Below are 16,690 nucleotides of genomic sequence, written 5' to 3' on the forward strand. Positions count from 1 at the left end.
ATTCACATGAAAAAATTAAGCTTAATACTCCTGTTTTTTATTACCATTCAATATAGTTTTGCTGATAAACATGCGCTTATTATTGCGGTTGGCGACTATCCTAAAAGCACTGGCTGGAGCTCAATTAGTTCGGTAAATGATGTACCATTAATAAAAGGTGCCTTATTAAACCAAGGTTTTTTGGATAAGAATATTATAACACTTATTAACGAGCAAGCTACCAAACAAGGAATTTTAGATGCTTTAGCACTTTTACAATCTCAATTAAAACCAGGTGACGTGGTAGTGATTCACTATTCAGGACATGGACAGCAAATTTTTGATGATAATGGAGATGAAATTGATGATAAAGACGAAGCGCTTGTTCCTATTGATGCTTGGGTGCGATACACACATAATTATAAAGGCGAAAATCATTTACGTGATGATGAATTGAATAGCATTATTACCAATTTAAGGAACACACTGGGTCTAGACGGTCAATTATTAATGATTTTAGATAGCTGCCATTCTGGATCTGCCACTCGTGGTGGTGTAACACGTGGTGGAGAAGCAACATTTGCTCCTGAAAATTGGAAAGCCAAAGACCAAGAAGACAGCGCAGGAAGCGCCATGTTGGAGCGTACAAAAGTAAGTGATAATGCGGCACCATTTGTGATGATTTCTGGAGCTTCGGCAAACGAACTTAATTATGAATATGATGGTGTAGGTTCATTAAGCTATGCGTTCTCTAAAGCCATGAGCGAATTGGGTAGTGATTTTACGTATCGCCAATTGTTTTCCAACATTGCGGCCAATATGAATGTCATTTCACCAAAGCAAAAACCAACTATTGAAGGTGATATTGACTACAAATTATTTAAAGGTGACTATGTAAAACAACAACCCTATTTTGAAGTCACCAAAATTCCTACGTCTACCGTTATACAAATTAATGGTGGAAAATTACAACGTTTATTTAATAAAACCACCGTGTTTGTCATGCCAGCTGGAACGACAACCGTTGACGCAAGTAAAGCATTAGCCAAAGGCGAAATTAGTAATGCCAAATTTAATGAATCATTTATTAAATTAGATAAATCATTAGCAGATAGAAACGAAAAGAAATATTGGGTGTTTGTTGACAAACCGACCTATGGCGACATTGCTATTAATGTCTATATGCAACCTGACACCGATACCGAAATCAAAAAAAGTGTCGCTTTGTTTTTGGACAAAAATGGATTAGGAACTGTTGTAAGTGATACGTTAAAAGCAGATGTTGTTATTTCAAAAACCACAAACGGTTATACCTTAAATAACGCCAAAGGTTTGGATTCATTTGATGCTACCGAAAAGCAACGTGGTAGCGATTTAGAAGCAGATTTAAACAATAAACTGTTTAATTATGCACAAGGCATGTATTTGAAAAAATTAAGTTTAAAAAATTATGATTACGAATTCGATTTTAAACTATTACCTGTGGAATATGTTGCTGAAATAGGCGAAGTTGGCGACTTTTTACCAGAAGATAGCTACAATAATTCCGAAGGCATTTTAGAGATAAAACCTGGAGTAGACCATGTATTTCTTCAGGTAACCAATAAAAGTAAGCGTTCACTTTACTTTAGCATTATTGAAATTAACAGCAAAGGTGAAATTGCACCATTTATGCCAAGTAGAACTTGTCGTTTAACTGATGACGACCGGAAGTTAGCACCCGGAAAAACAATGATTTTCAAGGAATGTATTTATAAGTTTGGACCACCTTATGAGCGCCTTATTCTAAAGGGCTTTGCAACAGATTCGCCTATAAATTTTCAATCTACTGTGGAAACTCGTGGAGAAGGCACACGTAGTGCTAGTAATAATCCGTTAGAAAATTTTCTAAAAAACAGCTACTCGCAATCACGTGGATCTGAAGGCACCGAAACATCTGGAAACATGGATGGTTATAGTACCGAGTTTGTTTATGAGATAGTGGAAGAAAAAACTGATTAATGGTTTAAAATATGATCATAACAAAACGTTTATATTTAATACCTATTTATTTGTTGAGTTTGGTGGTTAATGCTCAAACTATTGATGACCTTATTCAATACAATAAAGAGAATCTAACCGATTTATATGGAAAGAGAGGTGCACCAGCTGATTGGTTGTTTACTGGTCATGTGAATGAAATGTACCTTATTGATGCCTTAAATAGTTACGAAGATGAAGTAGGTATTATTATATATTCGCATCAAAACAACGAACTTACTATTAGTTTGATAAACAAAAAAGGTATACTCCAATCAGTAAAACATACAATTTCAAAAGATACTATTATAGAACAAGTTAATGATGTTAATCAGTTGTTTTCATCAAATTTAAGCTCTCAAATACCATCCTTTCGAGGTTCAATTTCTACAAATCTTAAAAAAAGCACGAAGGTTACTGAAAAAGCATACAGAAATTTAAATACTATACTATTGCCAAACGAATGGCAGTTAGAAGATTACGATCATCTTATTATTGTTCCAACGCTTAATTTATCAACCTTACCATTCGCTGCATTTAAAATGGGAGAAACATTTTTAATTGATAAAATGAGTTTTTCCATAGCGCCTAGTCTTTTTGAATTTATGGTATCAACGAACATTAATTATAACGATGCTCAATCAAATAACGATGGTTATAATTGGACAAATGCTCTATTTGTGGCAAACCCTAAATACCCTAAAACTACGGATTGGCAATTTCCAGATTTACCTGGAACCGTAGAAGAAATCAATTATATTACCAGGTCTTTGCAACAAGAGACTTTTACGATACTTACGGCTGAAAACGCAACAAAGCACGCGGTAATGGATAATATTTGTAATTATGATTTATTATATTTTGCAACACATGGTATTTCAGATGCAACAAATCCACTAGATAATAGTTTTTTGGTTTTAGCTGAAGGCGAAAACAACACCGCATTTTTAACTGCAAAAGAAATTATGAATTTGCGGCAAAAATGCATGCTTCAAGCCGACTTGGTGGTATTAAGTGCTTGCCAAACAGGAATTGGCGCATCGCATGATGGTGGCATCATTGGAATGGCTAGATCATTTCAAATTGCTGGTGCCAATCATGTATTAATGAGTTTGTGGAGTATTAATGATAAGGAAACAGCAACCCTTATGGGATTTTTCTTCGATTTTCTGAATCAAAGTGGGCGTTTACAACCACATGAAGCTTTACGACAAGCTATTTTGAAATATAAATCAGAAGTTAACAATGATCCAAAATATTGGGCTGCCTTTTCAATTTTTGGCGTACCATACTAAAAATTTATAATGTAAAGAAGATTTAAATTTATGTTTTATCCAATTACATATCTTGATTCATACTAAATCTAAAACCCACTAACAACCTCAAAGTCATTTTCAAGATTCTCTTGTCTAGATGTTGGTTTTTGTAAACCATTTGTAAGTTTTTCGACCGTTTTAGAAACGTATTCTTTAAGTTCGTAAACTGTAATTGTTCCGTTAGCATCTAAATCAGCTTTACGATTTTCAATACCTTCCCGAACCGCAAAGGTAAACGCACCATTTTTCCAATCGCTATTTTCTAGAGCATATTCTTTTCCTCCTGATGCTGAAATGACTACGGCTCCATTTCCACGAGATAAATCGGCAAATAGAGATTGCATTAAGGTATAACTCGTTTCTAATGGTACTGCAATTGTACTTGTTCCAATAGCACCTTTTGTATTATAAGCTGCTGCTGTTTCTGTTAACTGAACGGTTTCACCTTCAATTGTTGGATTTTCAACCACCAATTCCTCATCATCTTGATCTAATGTACCCGAATGACAGGCATCAATAAAAACGAGTTTTTTTCTACTCGGAATCCCATCTAATAACCATTCTAAATCCGTGTAATTTAATCCGTTTTGTTCTGGGTTTTCAAAATCAATATCATAAGTAGCACAATAGAAATCTTGATTTTCAGCTAGAAGTCCGTGACCACTAAAACTTAATATTACGGTATCGTCAACTGATGTTTTTTGTAAGGTTTCTTTAAGTTTTAAAATATTGGCTTTGGTAGCGTTTTCATCCAAATACAAAAATGTTTCCACCGATTCAGATGCTGTTTTAAACATATGCTCTAAATCCAGTGCATCCTTTTTTGCATAAGAAAGATTGTAAGTACTATCTTGATATTTGGACACACCAATTCCGATAAAATAGGTTTTAGGTTTTTCAGATTGACCATCAAAAAATACGGATTGCGTTAGTTTTAGAGATTGTAATCCTTTATTATTCGTACACGATATTTGAATGGTATTATTCCCTTGAGATAAGGTAATGACTTGTTCAGCTTGAAAATCATGTAATTTCCCCTCAATAATCTGACCTTGTTGACCAAAAACTGGCACGCCATTCACCCAAATATCCCAGGAATTTAAGGCATGTTTTTCATCAATAAAAGAAGCTTTAATTTCATAATCTCTGGTTTTAGAAGTGAATGATAAATTTTTAGTTAATAAATTTATTTGAGGTATTTCATTTTTATTTAAAGCCTCCACATCTACTTTAACTGGTGAATTTACCAAACGCTTTTCATATGCTCTTTTATAAAGACTTAAAACATCTTTAGGTAACACATCCATCTGACCTAATACAATATCAGGACGATTAAAGATCATATCAAACTGTGTAAATGGATAGCCATTTTCTCCTATTAAAAAACCAAACTGATTACTGTTTAGTCCCGACGAACTCATGTAATAACCCGATTGATTAATAGCCATCTGATTATCGTCATCAAAAAAGTAATATTGAACAACCTGATCTGAACTTGTGTCAAAAAACGCTAAATAATCGCCACCATCCATAACTATCTTTTTTAAATCTGGAAATAAAGCTGGTTTGGATGACGTAGATGACGCTCTTGATTGCCAAACCACGGTATTGGTGATTAAATCTATTTGTTTCAGGTAATCTGTTGAATATAAATAAAGCATTTGGCCTTCCACGATAAAATCATGATAGTATGCACCCGAATGAACGGTTTTAATTGCCTGAACACCTAATTTAATTGGAACTTCTTTCAGTTGAAGAATTTCATCATCAGTTTCCGATTGACTGGTTTCCTTAAAGTATAATTTGGTTCCTTCCATGTTAAACCGAACAGCTGAAAAGTATAATTGTTTGATGGTATGCGTCCACAATAATTCCCAACTATTCGTATTGAAAACAGATATGGTATTTTGCCATTTACCAGAATCGCCATCAGATATTGCAAAAAACTCACCCGAATTGGAGACATCCCACTTTAAATCATATTCCGATTTAAATTGCTTGATAGTTTTTCCTGTGTTATCAATAATGGCATAAAACACCTTTTCTTTATGTCTCATATTGACTAGAAAATACTCGGAATTAGGAAAATAATGATAAACACCTTGGATACTAAAACCCGTCTCTAATGCTGTTAAATGAAATACCTTTTTATTCTTAAATCTTAAATCCGCTTTTGTTATTTCCTTGAAGCTTTTGATATCAATTGTTGTTTGAGGATTCTTTAATAGCGTTTTAGTTGGGTCAGCAACAATAATAATTTTTTCTTTATAATACCCTTTTCTATAAAAAAGCCATGTTTCTGAACCGGGATTAACTGTCATTAAACAAGACTCACAATTTACAACTGTCGTTTTTCTGGTTTCAGGATTTAGCAATCTCAAACTATCTAAATTATAGGGATTGTTTTCTTTTTTAGAATAGCCAAAAACATACTGATCGGATACTTTAATCAGTGTTTTAAAATTTAATAATGGTCCTTGAATCTCACTAAATTCATAGGTGAATTTTCTAGAGTTATAATTATAAATTGCCAAATTATCATATGATGCAATAAACTTTTGCTCGCCATAAGAAACGAATAGTTCTTTAGATTTCTGATTTAATATAATTTTCCCAATGGCACCTTTAAAATCTTTTGGACTAATATCAGTTATTGTTAAATTTTTAGAGTCTACTTTAACTAATTTACTATATCCATAATTAATAAAAATACTTTCGTCCGTAGAATCTACTTGAATATCATCAACAAGATTAGAAGGTAACAATTTTAGAGCGTAGGGATCATTTTGTTCAGCAGGCTCTTGTTCTTGAAAACTAATTTCCTTTTCAAATTTAGGTTTTTTAAGATGTTTAATAACTATAACTCCCTCTCCTATATCCATTTCGTATTCATTTTTATCCATAGATAAGGCTGAATTCGCGAATAAATAACCATCAGCTGTCAGATGTAAAAATCGTGCAGGCTTCTTTCTAAAGAAGTTAATTTCTTGTTGTGTTTCTAAATTATTTTCCAGTAACAAAACGTCGCCTTTATTATTCGAAATAAGAAACTGATTATTTTTTACGGAATAGGTTATATAAGGAATTTCAAACTCATAAGCATTTTGATAGACTATTGTTTTTGTATTCAAATTATATAGATACAATTTGGAGTTATTGGTAATATCATAAATTAAACCATTTTCCTTGTCTGGATAAATTTTTGTTGATACTATTAAAAGGGAATCATTCACCACTGCTTTCGCGTGAATATACTCGGGATAAACTGTTGTGAAAACCGTATCAGTCTTATTGTTTAAAAGATCGACTTTCAATAAACTATGATTAGTGCTAATAATAAATTTACCGTGATTTAATAAGTTTATTTTACCCGAACCAGGACCATTTTCAGAATCGAACCAACGCTCGGCAATCATAATTTTTGATTGATAATCCCATAACATCACAGTAATCCCGCCATTAGACTGAATATCACCTATATAGGTCATAAAATGCTTGTCATCTGGACTTATATATAAATTTTGAGTAGCTGAAGTTTTCTGTAAGATTGCTTTTGCATTCTGCCCATAAAGAAACAAACTAGAAACAGTAAATAGAATAACTAATACGTGGCTTTTTATGGTCATAACGGAATTATTTGCGTGACGTTCTATTTGGTAATTTTCATAATTGTAGAAGCGCCATCTTTTACAATAGCATCTTTGTTTTTACTTAATATACTTGGTAGCTGATTAATATATTTACTCTTGTTACCTTCATATTCCTCCAACTGAACATTTACTTTTAAAACACCATACGTGCTATTATTTGCTATTTCAGAGGTGATAGGAATGTCATAATACCAAGGAGACAATATTGGTTTTGTAATTTGATTGTCAGCACCATACTTTAGATTTTTAAAATCGTACTCCTGCTCTATCAAAATCTTTTTCATTGGTGATCCGTCTGTACTACGCCATTGTCCTTCAATTGAAATAGAAATACGTGCGTTTAAATTTTCATCGGTGAATACCTTCGTTTTTGAAAAAAACACACGCAAAGCATCAAAACTAATCCGAGTTACTCCAGGATTATCAGGGTCACTTATAAAATCTATTTTCGCATAAAAATTTAAGAGGTCATCCTTTTCATCTCGAATCACATCTTTTAATTCTAAAGCACCTTCGGTTCCACGGCTTTTTGGTAATGCGTTAACATCGCTGGTGATTAGCCGAGTCATATTTGTTTTTTCCTCAACCACCTGTGGTTTGGCATATTTAAAAATTTCGATTGATTGGTAGGTTTTTTCTATTTTATCAGAAAAGGTATTATAATAATTGTTTACAGAAATAGATTGTGCGTAGGAACTTGTTAATTGTTTCGCACTTTGATCTGCCAGATATTTGGCACCAATAAATAATCCTTGAAGTGCTATTTCTACCATGCCACCACGAGATTCCGGTTGTTTTAGGGATACAACGAATTCTTCCTCTGCCTTAATATGAGACCGTTGATGCGCGCCACAAGAACTAAATAGAATTGCGACTAAAATAATAGATGTTATATGTTTCATAATTTCGAAATAAATTAATTATTGACTTGTGAATAAACATTATAACTTGCCTTTACGCACGTTTTTTAAATATTTATAATTTGATTTAAAATCGGCGTTTTTTGCTGTTTTTTCAGGATAATCGCCTTCATAATTTTTTTCATCTACCAAAACACCATGTTTAACTAACAGTTGGAGTAAAGCCATATCGCCAATTTGAGCGGCTAGATGTAACAAATTATTTCCATTTGAATCTTTTACCGTTTTATCAGCTCCGGCATCTAATAAAAGACGAAAGCCTTTTGTGAAATTATTTTTAACGGCTAATTGAATCGGTGTTGGAAGATTATCATAAGTAACATCTGGATAAATAGAGTTCTCTAAAAGAATTTTTAACAGATTATCGTCTTGTGAGTCAATAGCTTCTTTCATGAGTTTATAGCCATCAACAGGACTTAATGCATCGTTAGTCATGGCTAGGATAGACTGTAACATGTCATATTCTTTATTACGAGCCGCAAGAAGCTCTAGCCTTCCCTGAATATTAGTATAAGTATGGTTATAAATCCAAGAATACGAACTCCAACTGCTAAAACGATCAGCTAATCCGTTTTTTATCGCGTATTCTAAATTCTCATAGACAGCCATAATTAAAATTTCTCCTGGTAATTTATGAATTTTATGGGCTTGACATCCTGCATTATTTTCTGCAGATGAAAATTGAACAGTTTTTACACAGTCGCAATCTGGATCATATTTATAATCGCCAGAATACGTTCCATTACTATATTGTGTGGCTCCACGAACCAAAATACCTTCTATAAACCCGTTAGGGTCAAAAACGGGACCGCCAGAATTTCCTGGAAATGCATCAATATCACTTTTAAAAAACTGTTCTTCTTCATTACTGACAACAATGGCATTTTCTGAAAATTTTAAGGGTAATCCTGTTGGAGTTCCTATGGTATTAACCCGACTATTTTTTGAAACCTCACCACTTGTTCTAAAACGGTAAGGTGCTCTTTCGGACTTTCTATCTAGTTTTAGTACGGCATAATCTTGATTGGTGTCATCATCTAAAACTGAAGCTAAAACATCAACCACCTCATACATGTTATTTTCAGGAACTTCTATGTACTTGTAATATTCATCATACTTTAGCTCATTTGTATAATCAAATACCCAAATCCATCTTTGGGCATCTTCTAGTGTTTTCACACAATGTCCAGCGGTAATTAATACATCTGGCGCAATTAAAAATCCTGTACAATTTGCTACTGTTGGTTGATCAAGATACCGAACGTTGGCATCAAAGTTTTCTGTTTCAAAACGGTCGGTGAGCATTTCGCGTAACGTATAACCAACAAGTTCATTTCCATCAATAACATCTTTGGAGACCATTGCTGCTGTAGCGCGAACAAAGTCTTTGATGCCATCAGCATCTTTAACTTCTTTTCTATCATCATTTCCAAAAATGCCTCGTGGTGTGGAACCAATTTCTCCAAATGGATATTGGAATGGTTCGGGTTGATTCTTTTCTTGAGCAAACAGGGTCGTTGAACAGCAAAACAATGCTGAACAAATAAAGATTTTTGTTTTCATGGTATGTAAGTATTGATAAAATAGCGTTATTATCGAAAACTTAATTAAAACTCCTGTATTTGTTGGGACAGAAATTTTCAAGTAAGCATATTGCTAATTAACCAATTATTATTCCAAGTCCTAATTTTATTTAAAAAAAAGCCTACAAAACACACATAAATACTTAATTTTAAGTATTTATTTTCTGTGAAATAATTATAATAATTTAGTTTCAGGCCTAAAACAAAACAAGCCATACACTAATGCGTGTATGGCTTGTTCAAAAATTAAAATATTAAAAAATTACTACATGAGTATTTTTAAATATACTTCATTCTTAATCTTCCGATAACTATCAATATGTTTCACATATTTAGATAGATACGTATCATGTAAATTAATGTAATATACATCACATTCTAAATCATCACATTCATTATACTTTACAATAGATGTTCTATAATTGTATAACTCGTTTAATATGCTTGCGTTTTGTTCAGATTCCTCCAAAAGCAAATCTCGCAACGCTTTGTCATTCAATTTATTAGATGCTATTTTCGCTAGCCAATCACTCTCGTCGGTCACGTAACTTAAATGAGAAATCCAAACGTCAAGCTCTTGTGTCCGCTTTACATGAATTATTTCTTCATCAGTATCATGATTAAAAAAGGTATTTGATTCCATTATAATTGATAGTGTTTGTTTGATTTATTTTGCTTCACATTTACAATACGGAGCTTTTTGATACCGCCAGGAAATTCCCAGTCAATGACATCGCCTTGAGCATAACCCATAACAGCAGATCCCATTGGTGTTAACACCGAAACCTTATTGTTTTGATAGTTTTTATCATTAGGCGTTACCAATTCAAAGGTGTTTTCCCAACCATCATCCGTTGCCACAGTAATTACAGAATTAAACCTAATAACATCTTGAGGAACTAATTCCTCATCACTTATTACGGCATTCTGCAATTCGGTTTCTAGCCTTTTTACGGAGTATTTACGCGTATCTTCTTTATAGTTTATAGATAAATTTAATAAGCGTTTTAAAACAACATACTCCTTTTTTTCTAATATCAAGCTTCCGTATTTCATATTAAATTAAAGTTTATTATGGAAAAATTCCACGTTGAATATATGCTTTTTCAATACGCTCAATTGCTATAAAGTAAGCAGCTGATCGCATATCGATTTGTTTCTCTTCGGAAGTTTTTAAAACTTTTCTAAAAACCTCTCTAATCTTTTTATCAATTTTAGCAAGTATTTCATCAAGCTCCCAAAGTTCACCATTACGGTTTTGTAACCATTCAAAATAACTTCCAATAACACCACCAGAATTACATAAGATATCTGGAATAACCGTTATTCCTTTTTCTTGTAATACTTTTTCTGCCTCAACAGTTGTTGGTCCATTAGCACCTTCAGCAATTAAAAATGCTTTAATTTGAGATGCATTTTCAGCCGTAATTTGATTTCCTAAAGCTGCAGGAATACAAATATCACAGTCTAATCCGAAGAAATCTTCCTTCAATACTTCTGTTGATCCTGGGAATCCTTGAACAGCTCCATTATTATTTTTAATAAACTCGAATAAACCTTCTACTGAAATGCCTTCGGTATTTGAAATTGAACCAAATGCATCTTGAACACCAACTAGTTTAGCACCTTCTAATTCTAAAAAGTGTGCTGCCCAATAGCCTACATTTCCAAAACCTTGAACAATAAAACGCTTATCTTTTAAATCTATTTTCTTGCTTTCAGCCCAATACTTAATCGTTAAAAATACACCAAACCCAGTTGCTCTATCACGACCTTCTAATCCACCAGAACCAACTGGCTTTCCAGTAACTACGTGCTGATTTTTTGAACGCTCTGATGGCGCTTTTGTAGACATATACGTATCTGCAATCCAAGCCATAGTTTGTGCACTTGTATTGACATCTGGAGCTGGAATATCGTGTTCTGGTCCAATATTTTCACCTAAAGCATAAGTAAAACGTCTTGTAATACGCTCTAATTCTGTATTAGAATATTTTTTAGGGTCCATTTGAATTCCTCCTTTAGCACCACCATAAGGTAAACCTGCTAAAGACGTTTTCCATGTCATCCACATAGCTAATGCCTTAACGGAGTCGATATCAATTGTTGGATGGTAACGCAATCCGCCTTTGTATGGTCCTAATGCGTTGTTGTGCTGTACACGGTAACCTTTAAAAATTTCGACTTCACCATTGTCCATACGAACTGGGAAATGAATAATTAACTCGTTATTCGTTACAGCTAATATTTTTTTAATGTTTGGATTCAATTCAACCATATCTGCAGCAGCATTGAATTGCTTCATAACATTTTCTAGCATGCCTTGTTTAGGTTGTTTTTTCTTTTTTACTTCTTTTGTTAAAGTCATTTTTTTTATTTTTTAGATAAGTTCAACAGTGGGATTATTCAACACGCGGTTGAATTTTTGATTATTATTATTATTATTATTGGAATATTTGTTCGTGTCTGTTTTAGCTAGTTCATATTCACTACAGGACCAAATAGAACTTTTATTTGTTGTTAAGTTGCACGTATGTACAAATATACAATCTTGGCACAAACTTCTTTCCATAGTATGATTCATAAACTAGTCTTTAATTTCCATGAACCAATAGGCAATAGGCGTGCCAATCAAAAATACAAACCACAAATCAATTACAATAATCTGACTACTATTTACTTACAATTAATATGCTTGAAATCTCTTAAAGTGATATTGAGGAGAAATTGACCAACTGCGTAAAAATCACCCAGTAATTAAATTCGCTTATTTTATTTTTTCGCTTAAAGTCTTCCTATCAATTTGAAGAATTTTAGCCGCTTGAGATTTATTGTTGTTAGTAGCCTCAAGTACTTTTAATATGTATTTTTTTTCAATTTCTTTAAGTGGTAACAGTTCATTATCATATTCTGGAAATGATATGTGATGTTTTAATTGTTCAGGTAAATCAGCAATCGTAATTTGCTTGTCACACATTATCACAGCACGTTGAATAACATTTTCTAACTCCCTAATATTACCTGGCCAGTGATAGCGCTCCAATACAGCCAGCGCATCTGGTGCGATAGAAATTAATTTGTCCTTATATTCAACACCATATTTAAACAAAAACTTATCGGTTAATAACGAAATGTCTCCTTTTCGTTCTTGTAATGTTGGTACATCAATTTCAACAACCGTTAATCGGTAATAAAGATCTTCACGAAAACGCCCTTTATCAATAAGTTCCTTTAAATCGCTGTTTGTTGCTGCAATAACACGAACATCTACAGGTTCAATTTTTTGAGATCCTACGCGAGTCACTTCCTTTTCTTGAAGTACGCGAAGTAAGCGTGATTGTGTAGCTAATGAGGCATTTCCTATTTCATCTAAAAAAATAGTTCCCTTATTTGCGGCCTGAAAAAAACCATTTCTATTTTCATCAGCTCCCGTAAAGGCGCCTTTGACATAGCCAAATAATTCGGATTCTAAAAGGTTTTCAGGAATCGCACCACAGTTTACAGCAATAAAAGGAGCCGACGCATATTTTCCTAAATAATGAATGGAACGTGCTACTAATTCTTTTCCCGTTCCACTTTCCCCTTTTATAAATATGGTGGCCTTATTGTCTTTAACCCGATCTATAACTTCCGTAACTCTCTTTATGGCTTCTGATTGTCCAATTAATTCACCATAACTTTTGGAATCTTTTGGCAACTCTGGTTTGCTAGTGACTCTTTTTGGTCTACTTTCAAACGCTTTTATAACAGCTAATTTAAGTTCTTCTTTGGTAAATGGTTTGGTAAGATATTCCATGGCTCCAGATTTCATAACCTCTAATGCTCCATCAACGGAAGGATAACCTGTAACTACTAATTTTGGAATATTTGGAAAATGCTCTGATACATATTTTACCAACTCTAAACCATCAACACCTGGCATTTTTAAATCGGTTATGAGTAAATCTATTGATTCATCCTGTAAAATAGTCATGGCTTCTTTTACAGAAACCGCTTTAAACGTATGATAATTTAAGGTTTGTAAATGACGTTGTAGGAGTTCTAAAATATGAACATCATCATCTACTAATAATATATTTTCTTGATGTAATGACATAATTTAATTTTTTGGAAAACTAATATGAAATATAGTGCCTTTTGGCGAATTTTGTCTATGTTTTATGGTGCCTTTATGACTTTTTACAATACCGTGAACAACGCTTAATCCTAAACCAGAACCTTCACCAACTGGTTTTGTTGTAAAGAAAGGATTGAAAATATTGTCTCCTTTTTTTGGATCAATACCCGGCCCTTCATCGCTAATTTCAATTATAATTTGTTTTTCATTTTGGCTAACAGTCACATTTATAACACCTTTTTCCGGTGAAAAATAAATAGCATTAATCACCAAATTAAAGATAACTTGTGTGAGTTGAATAGCGTCTACTCGGAAAGGAATATTTTCATCGGTAATGGTTACATGACAAGTAATATCTTTTTTAGAAAAATTAGGTTTCAATAAACTAATCGCATCTTTTATTATAGGTGTCATATTAGTTAGTTCCATTTGGTGTGGCATATCACACGAAAAGAACATCAATTTTTTGACCACTTCTCGCGAATAAATGGCACTATTCATTATTTTATCTAAATCGTTTAAAACCGCTTTTTGATCGTGAAATTGATCTTTTAATAATTCCGAATAGCCTAAAATATTAGCCAATGGTGTATTGAGCTCATGTGCGATTCCGGCTGTAATTTCACCTAGAATAGACAACCTATCGGCACGTTCTACTTGCCGTCTAGACACGACTTCCTTTTCTATAATTTGCTTACGTTCAAACAAATTACCAAGTTCTAAAGTAATTTTAGCTAACAGTCGTTTTTCTTCATTTAAAAAACTGTTTTCGTTAAATTTAGCTTTAGAATAGCCTACTTTAATGGAGCCGATTGCAATATTAAATTCTTTAATAGCAGATAACATAAAAACCTTATCTACCGACTGCTGCCCGACTTCAATATGAAAATCGGCAACGGTTAACTCCACAGAAGCTTCTTTTGGAAACCGAATAGCTTCCTGTAAACTTAAGGCAATAGCTTGAAGTGTTGGCTCCAAATTATCTAAATCACAATTGGATATATGCGAACTGATTGTGTATAAACAAGATAATTCTTTTATGCGTTCTTTTAATTTATCTTCAGCCGTATTTAATTGTGACATATTGTTTTTTATGGTAGATATGTAAAATTACATTTTTAAAAAATAGGATTCAAGATTCGCCATACAATTAAGATTATTTAACAATGAATTAGTTATTAAAATCAAGCATCCTAATAATTTATAAATACTTTTGCAGGATGCAAAATACAAAACCAAATATAGAAAAAGTTAATATTGAATTTATTGCATTAATGGCATCATTAATGGCTATTGTAGCACTTTCAATTGATGCACTTCTTCCAGCTTTACCAGACATTGCATCTGATTTTGGTGTAACTGATGTTTCAAAAAACCAACTTTTAGTTACCATGATTTTTTTGGGCTTGGGTTTTGGTCAACTTATTTTTGGCCCTCTTTCTGATAGTTTTGGGAGAAAATCCATTATTTATGTTGGATTTCTACTATTTGTATTTGCTAGTATTTTATGTGTTACAACGGGAAGTTTTGAAATTTTGATTTTAGGTAGAATTCTTCAAGGTGTTGGATTAGCTGCGCCCAGAACCATTAGTATTGCTATGGTTCGGGATTCTTATAGCGGTGATTATATGGCCAAAGTGATGTCATTCGTAGTTATGATTTTTATTTTAGTTCCTGTAATTGCGCCAACTTTAGGTCAGTTTCTAATTACGTTTTATGATTGGCATTCTATTTTTTATGTCAATTTAATATTTGGAATTGTTGTAATGTTTTGGTTTTGGAAAAAACAACCAGAAACACACACCAAAGAAAAGCGAACCAAATTAACACCACAACTTTTTATTGCAGGTGCCAAAGAGTTTTACAGGCATAAAGATGCCGTTGCCTATACAGTAATATCCGGTTTAATTACGGGTTCTTTTATGGTGTATTTAAGCACATCACAACAAATATTTGAACACCAATATAATTTAGCAGAATTGTTCCCTTACATTTTTGCCAGTTTAGCCATTTCTGTTGGGTTTTCCACATTTATTAATAGCACGTTGGTAATTCGTTTTGGAATGAGACGTATTGCCTTCACAGCTGCAGTTTGCTTTTCAATTATATCCGTTTTGTATGTTATTATATTTTCTTCAGGCGTAAATCCAGACTTATCTATATTGGTGATATTTTTTGCGTTGCAATTTACAGCTATCGGGTTTTTATTTGGAAATCTACGATCATTAGCCATGGAGCCTGTTGGTCATATTGCTGGTGTTGGAGCAGCAATTAACGGCTTTTTTAGCACCATCATGGCTGTTCCTATAGCTAGTTTTATAGGTGGTTTTGTAACTGAAAGTGTGTTGCCTTTGTTTATAGGCTTTTCAATCTGTGGCATTCTATCTGTTGTATTATTTCTTTCGGTTAAAAAACCAATTAAAACTGAATTGACTCAATAATATCAACAACTGATGAAATAATATACTCGACACCAATAGCAATTACAATAAATCCGATAACGCGTGACAAAGCATTGATTCCAGATGCTCCTAAAAATTTCACGATGAGATGTGATGATTTTAAAATCAGGTAAATACTGATCGTTGTTACTAAAATCGCGATTAATATAATACAGATTTGTAAAACAGTTTGGTATTCCTGATTAAACGTAATCAATAAAGAAATAGTCCCTGGACCCGCTAACATTGGAATAGCCAAAGGTGTTAAAGAAATAGCATCACGTGAGTGAATATCTTTTTGAACTTTATCACGTTTCATACCTTTATGTTCTTTGAATTTGCCCGTTAACAATGCAAATCCTGAAGACGCAATAATGAGTCCGCCTGCAATTTTTAAGGCATTTAAACTAATACCGAAAAAGGACAGAATATATTTACCTGCAAAAAAAGACAGTAATAATATAATTAACACATTAAACGCTGTCCAAAATGCCGTTAATGCACGCTGACGTTTGGTACTTTCTTGAGTTAAACCAACAAACACAGGAACAGTGCCGAGTGGGTTCATGATGGAAAATAACGCTCCAAAACTGATTAAAAATAAATCCATAGTTTTTTACTACAAATTCACTGCTTTTTATCAAGTTTAAGGTTACGCGAATTTT

Annotated in this window: 12 protein-coding genes; 3 read left to right on the forward strand and 9 right to left on the reverse strand. The window is 33.1% G+C overall.

Translation table 11 applies throughout. The features are described from left to right. Positions 1-6 precede the first annotated feature (6 nt). Both ES675_RS10995 and ES675_RS11000 read left to right on the forward strand, forming a co-directional pair. Positions 7-1,980 (forward strand): caspase family protein, encoded by a 1,974-nt coding sequence (locus ES675_RS10995; protein WP_066253335.1) that lies wholly within the window; start codon positions 7-9, stop codon positions 1,978-1,980. An 11-nt stretch (positions 1,981-1,991) separates the two neighbouring features. After that, positions 1,992-3,293, forward strand: a complete 1,302-nt coding sequence (locus ES675_RS11000; RefSeq protein WP_066253332.1) for a CHAT domain-containing protein — start codon at positions 1,992-1,994, stop codon at positions 3,291-3,293. 68 nt (positions 3,294-3,361) lie between these two features. Here ES675_RS11000 and ES675_RS11005 read toward each other — a convergent pair whose 3' ends face one another. The 8 genes from ES675_RS11005 to ES675_RS11040 form a co-directional block, all read right to left on the reverse strand. Beyond that, a complete protein-coding gene (locus ES675_RS11005; RefSeq protein WP_082985949.1) occupies positions 3,362-6,940 on the reverse strand; it encodes a caspase family protein in 3,579 nt (1,192 codons plus the stop codon). A gap of 23 nt (positions 6,941-6,963) precedes the next feature. Continuing rightward, positions 6,964-7,866 (reverse strand): hypothetical protein, encoded by a 903-nt coding sequence (locus ES675_RS11010; protein ID WP_066253325.1) that lies wholly within the window; start codon positions 7,864-7,866, stop codon positions 6,964-6,966. 39 nt (positions 7,867-7,905) lie between these two features. Continuing rightward, complete coding sequence (locus tag ES675_RS11015; protein ID WP_066253321.1) at positions 7,906-9,447, reverse strand: trypsin-like peptidase domain-containing protein; 1,542 nt, start codon at positions 9,445-9,447, stop codon at positions 7,906-7,908. A 285-nt stretch (positions 9,448-9,732) separates the two neighbouring features. Then, positions 9,733-10,110 (reverse strand): hypothetical protein, encoded by a 378-nt coding sequence (locus ES675_RS11020; RefSeq protein WP_066253318.1) that lies wholly within the window; start codon positions 10,108-10,110, stop codon positions 9,733-9,735. Next, complete coding sequence (locus tag ES675_RS11025) at positions 10,110-10,523, reverse strand: GreA/GreB family elongation factor (protein WP_066253314.1); 414 nt, start codon at positions 10,521-10,523, stop codon at positions 10,110-10,112. The genes ES675_RS11020 and ES675_RS11025 overlap by 1 nt, the downstream gene beginning before the upstream one ends. A 16-nt stretch (positions 10,524-10,539) precedes the next feature. Further along, positions 10,540-11,835, reverse strand: coding sequence for a Glu/Leu/Phe/Val family dehydrogenase (locus tag ES675_RS11030; protein WP_066253311.1), 1,296 nt, complete (start codon positions 11,833-11,835; stop codon positions 10,540-10,542). 399 nt (positions 11,836-12,234) lie between these two features. Next, a complete protein-coding gene (locus ES675_RS11035) occupies positions 12,235-13,563 on the reverse strand; it encodes a sigma-54-dependent transcriptional regulator (protein WP_066253309.1) in 1,329 nt (442 codons plus the stop codon). 3 nt (positions 13,564-13,566) lie between these two features. After that, positions 13,567-14,667: a sensor histidine kinase gene (locus ES675_RS11040; protein ID WP_066253306.1), complete on the reverse strand. Its 1,101-nt coding sequence runs from the start codon at positions 14,665-14,667 to the stop codon at positions 13,567-13,569. 137 nt (positions 14,668-14,804) lie between these two features. Here ES675_RS11040 and ES675_RS11045 point away from each other — a divergent pair, with 137 nt between their 5' ends. Beyond that, positions 14,805-16,025, forward strand: a complete 1,221-nt coding sequence (locus ES675_RS11045) for a multidrug effflux MFS transporter (protein WP_066253303.1) — start codon at positions 14,805-14,807, stop codon at positions 16,023-16,025. On the opposite strand, the gene ES675_RS11050 is transcribed toward ES675_RS11045, so the two are convergent. Next, a complete protein-coding gene (locus ES675_RS11050) occupies positions 16,003-16,635 on the reverse strand; it encodes a MarC family NAAT transporter (protein ID WP_066253300.1) in 633 nt (210 codons plus the stop codon). The two genes, ES675_RS11045 and ES675_RS11050, sit on opposite strands and share 23 nt — an antisense overlap. Positions 16,636-16,690 lie beyond the last annotated feature (55 nt).

The organism is Algorimicrobium algoritergicola (genome assembly GCF_008086165.1).
GTDB classification, from domain to species: Bacteria; Bacteroidota; Bacteroidia; order Flavobacteriales; family Flavobacteriaceae; genus Algorimicrobium; species Algorimicrobium algoritergicola.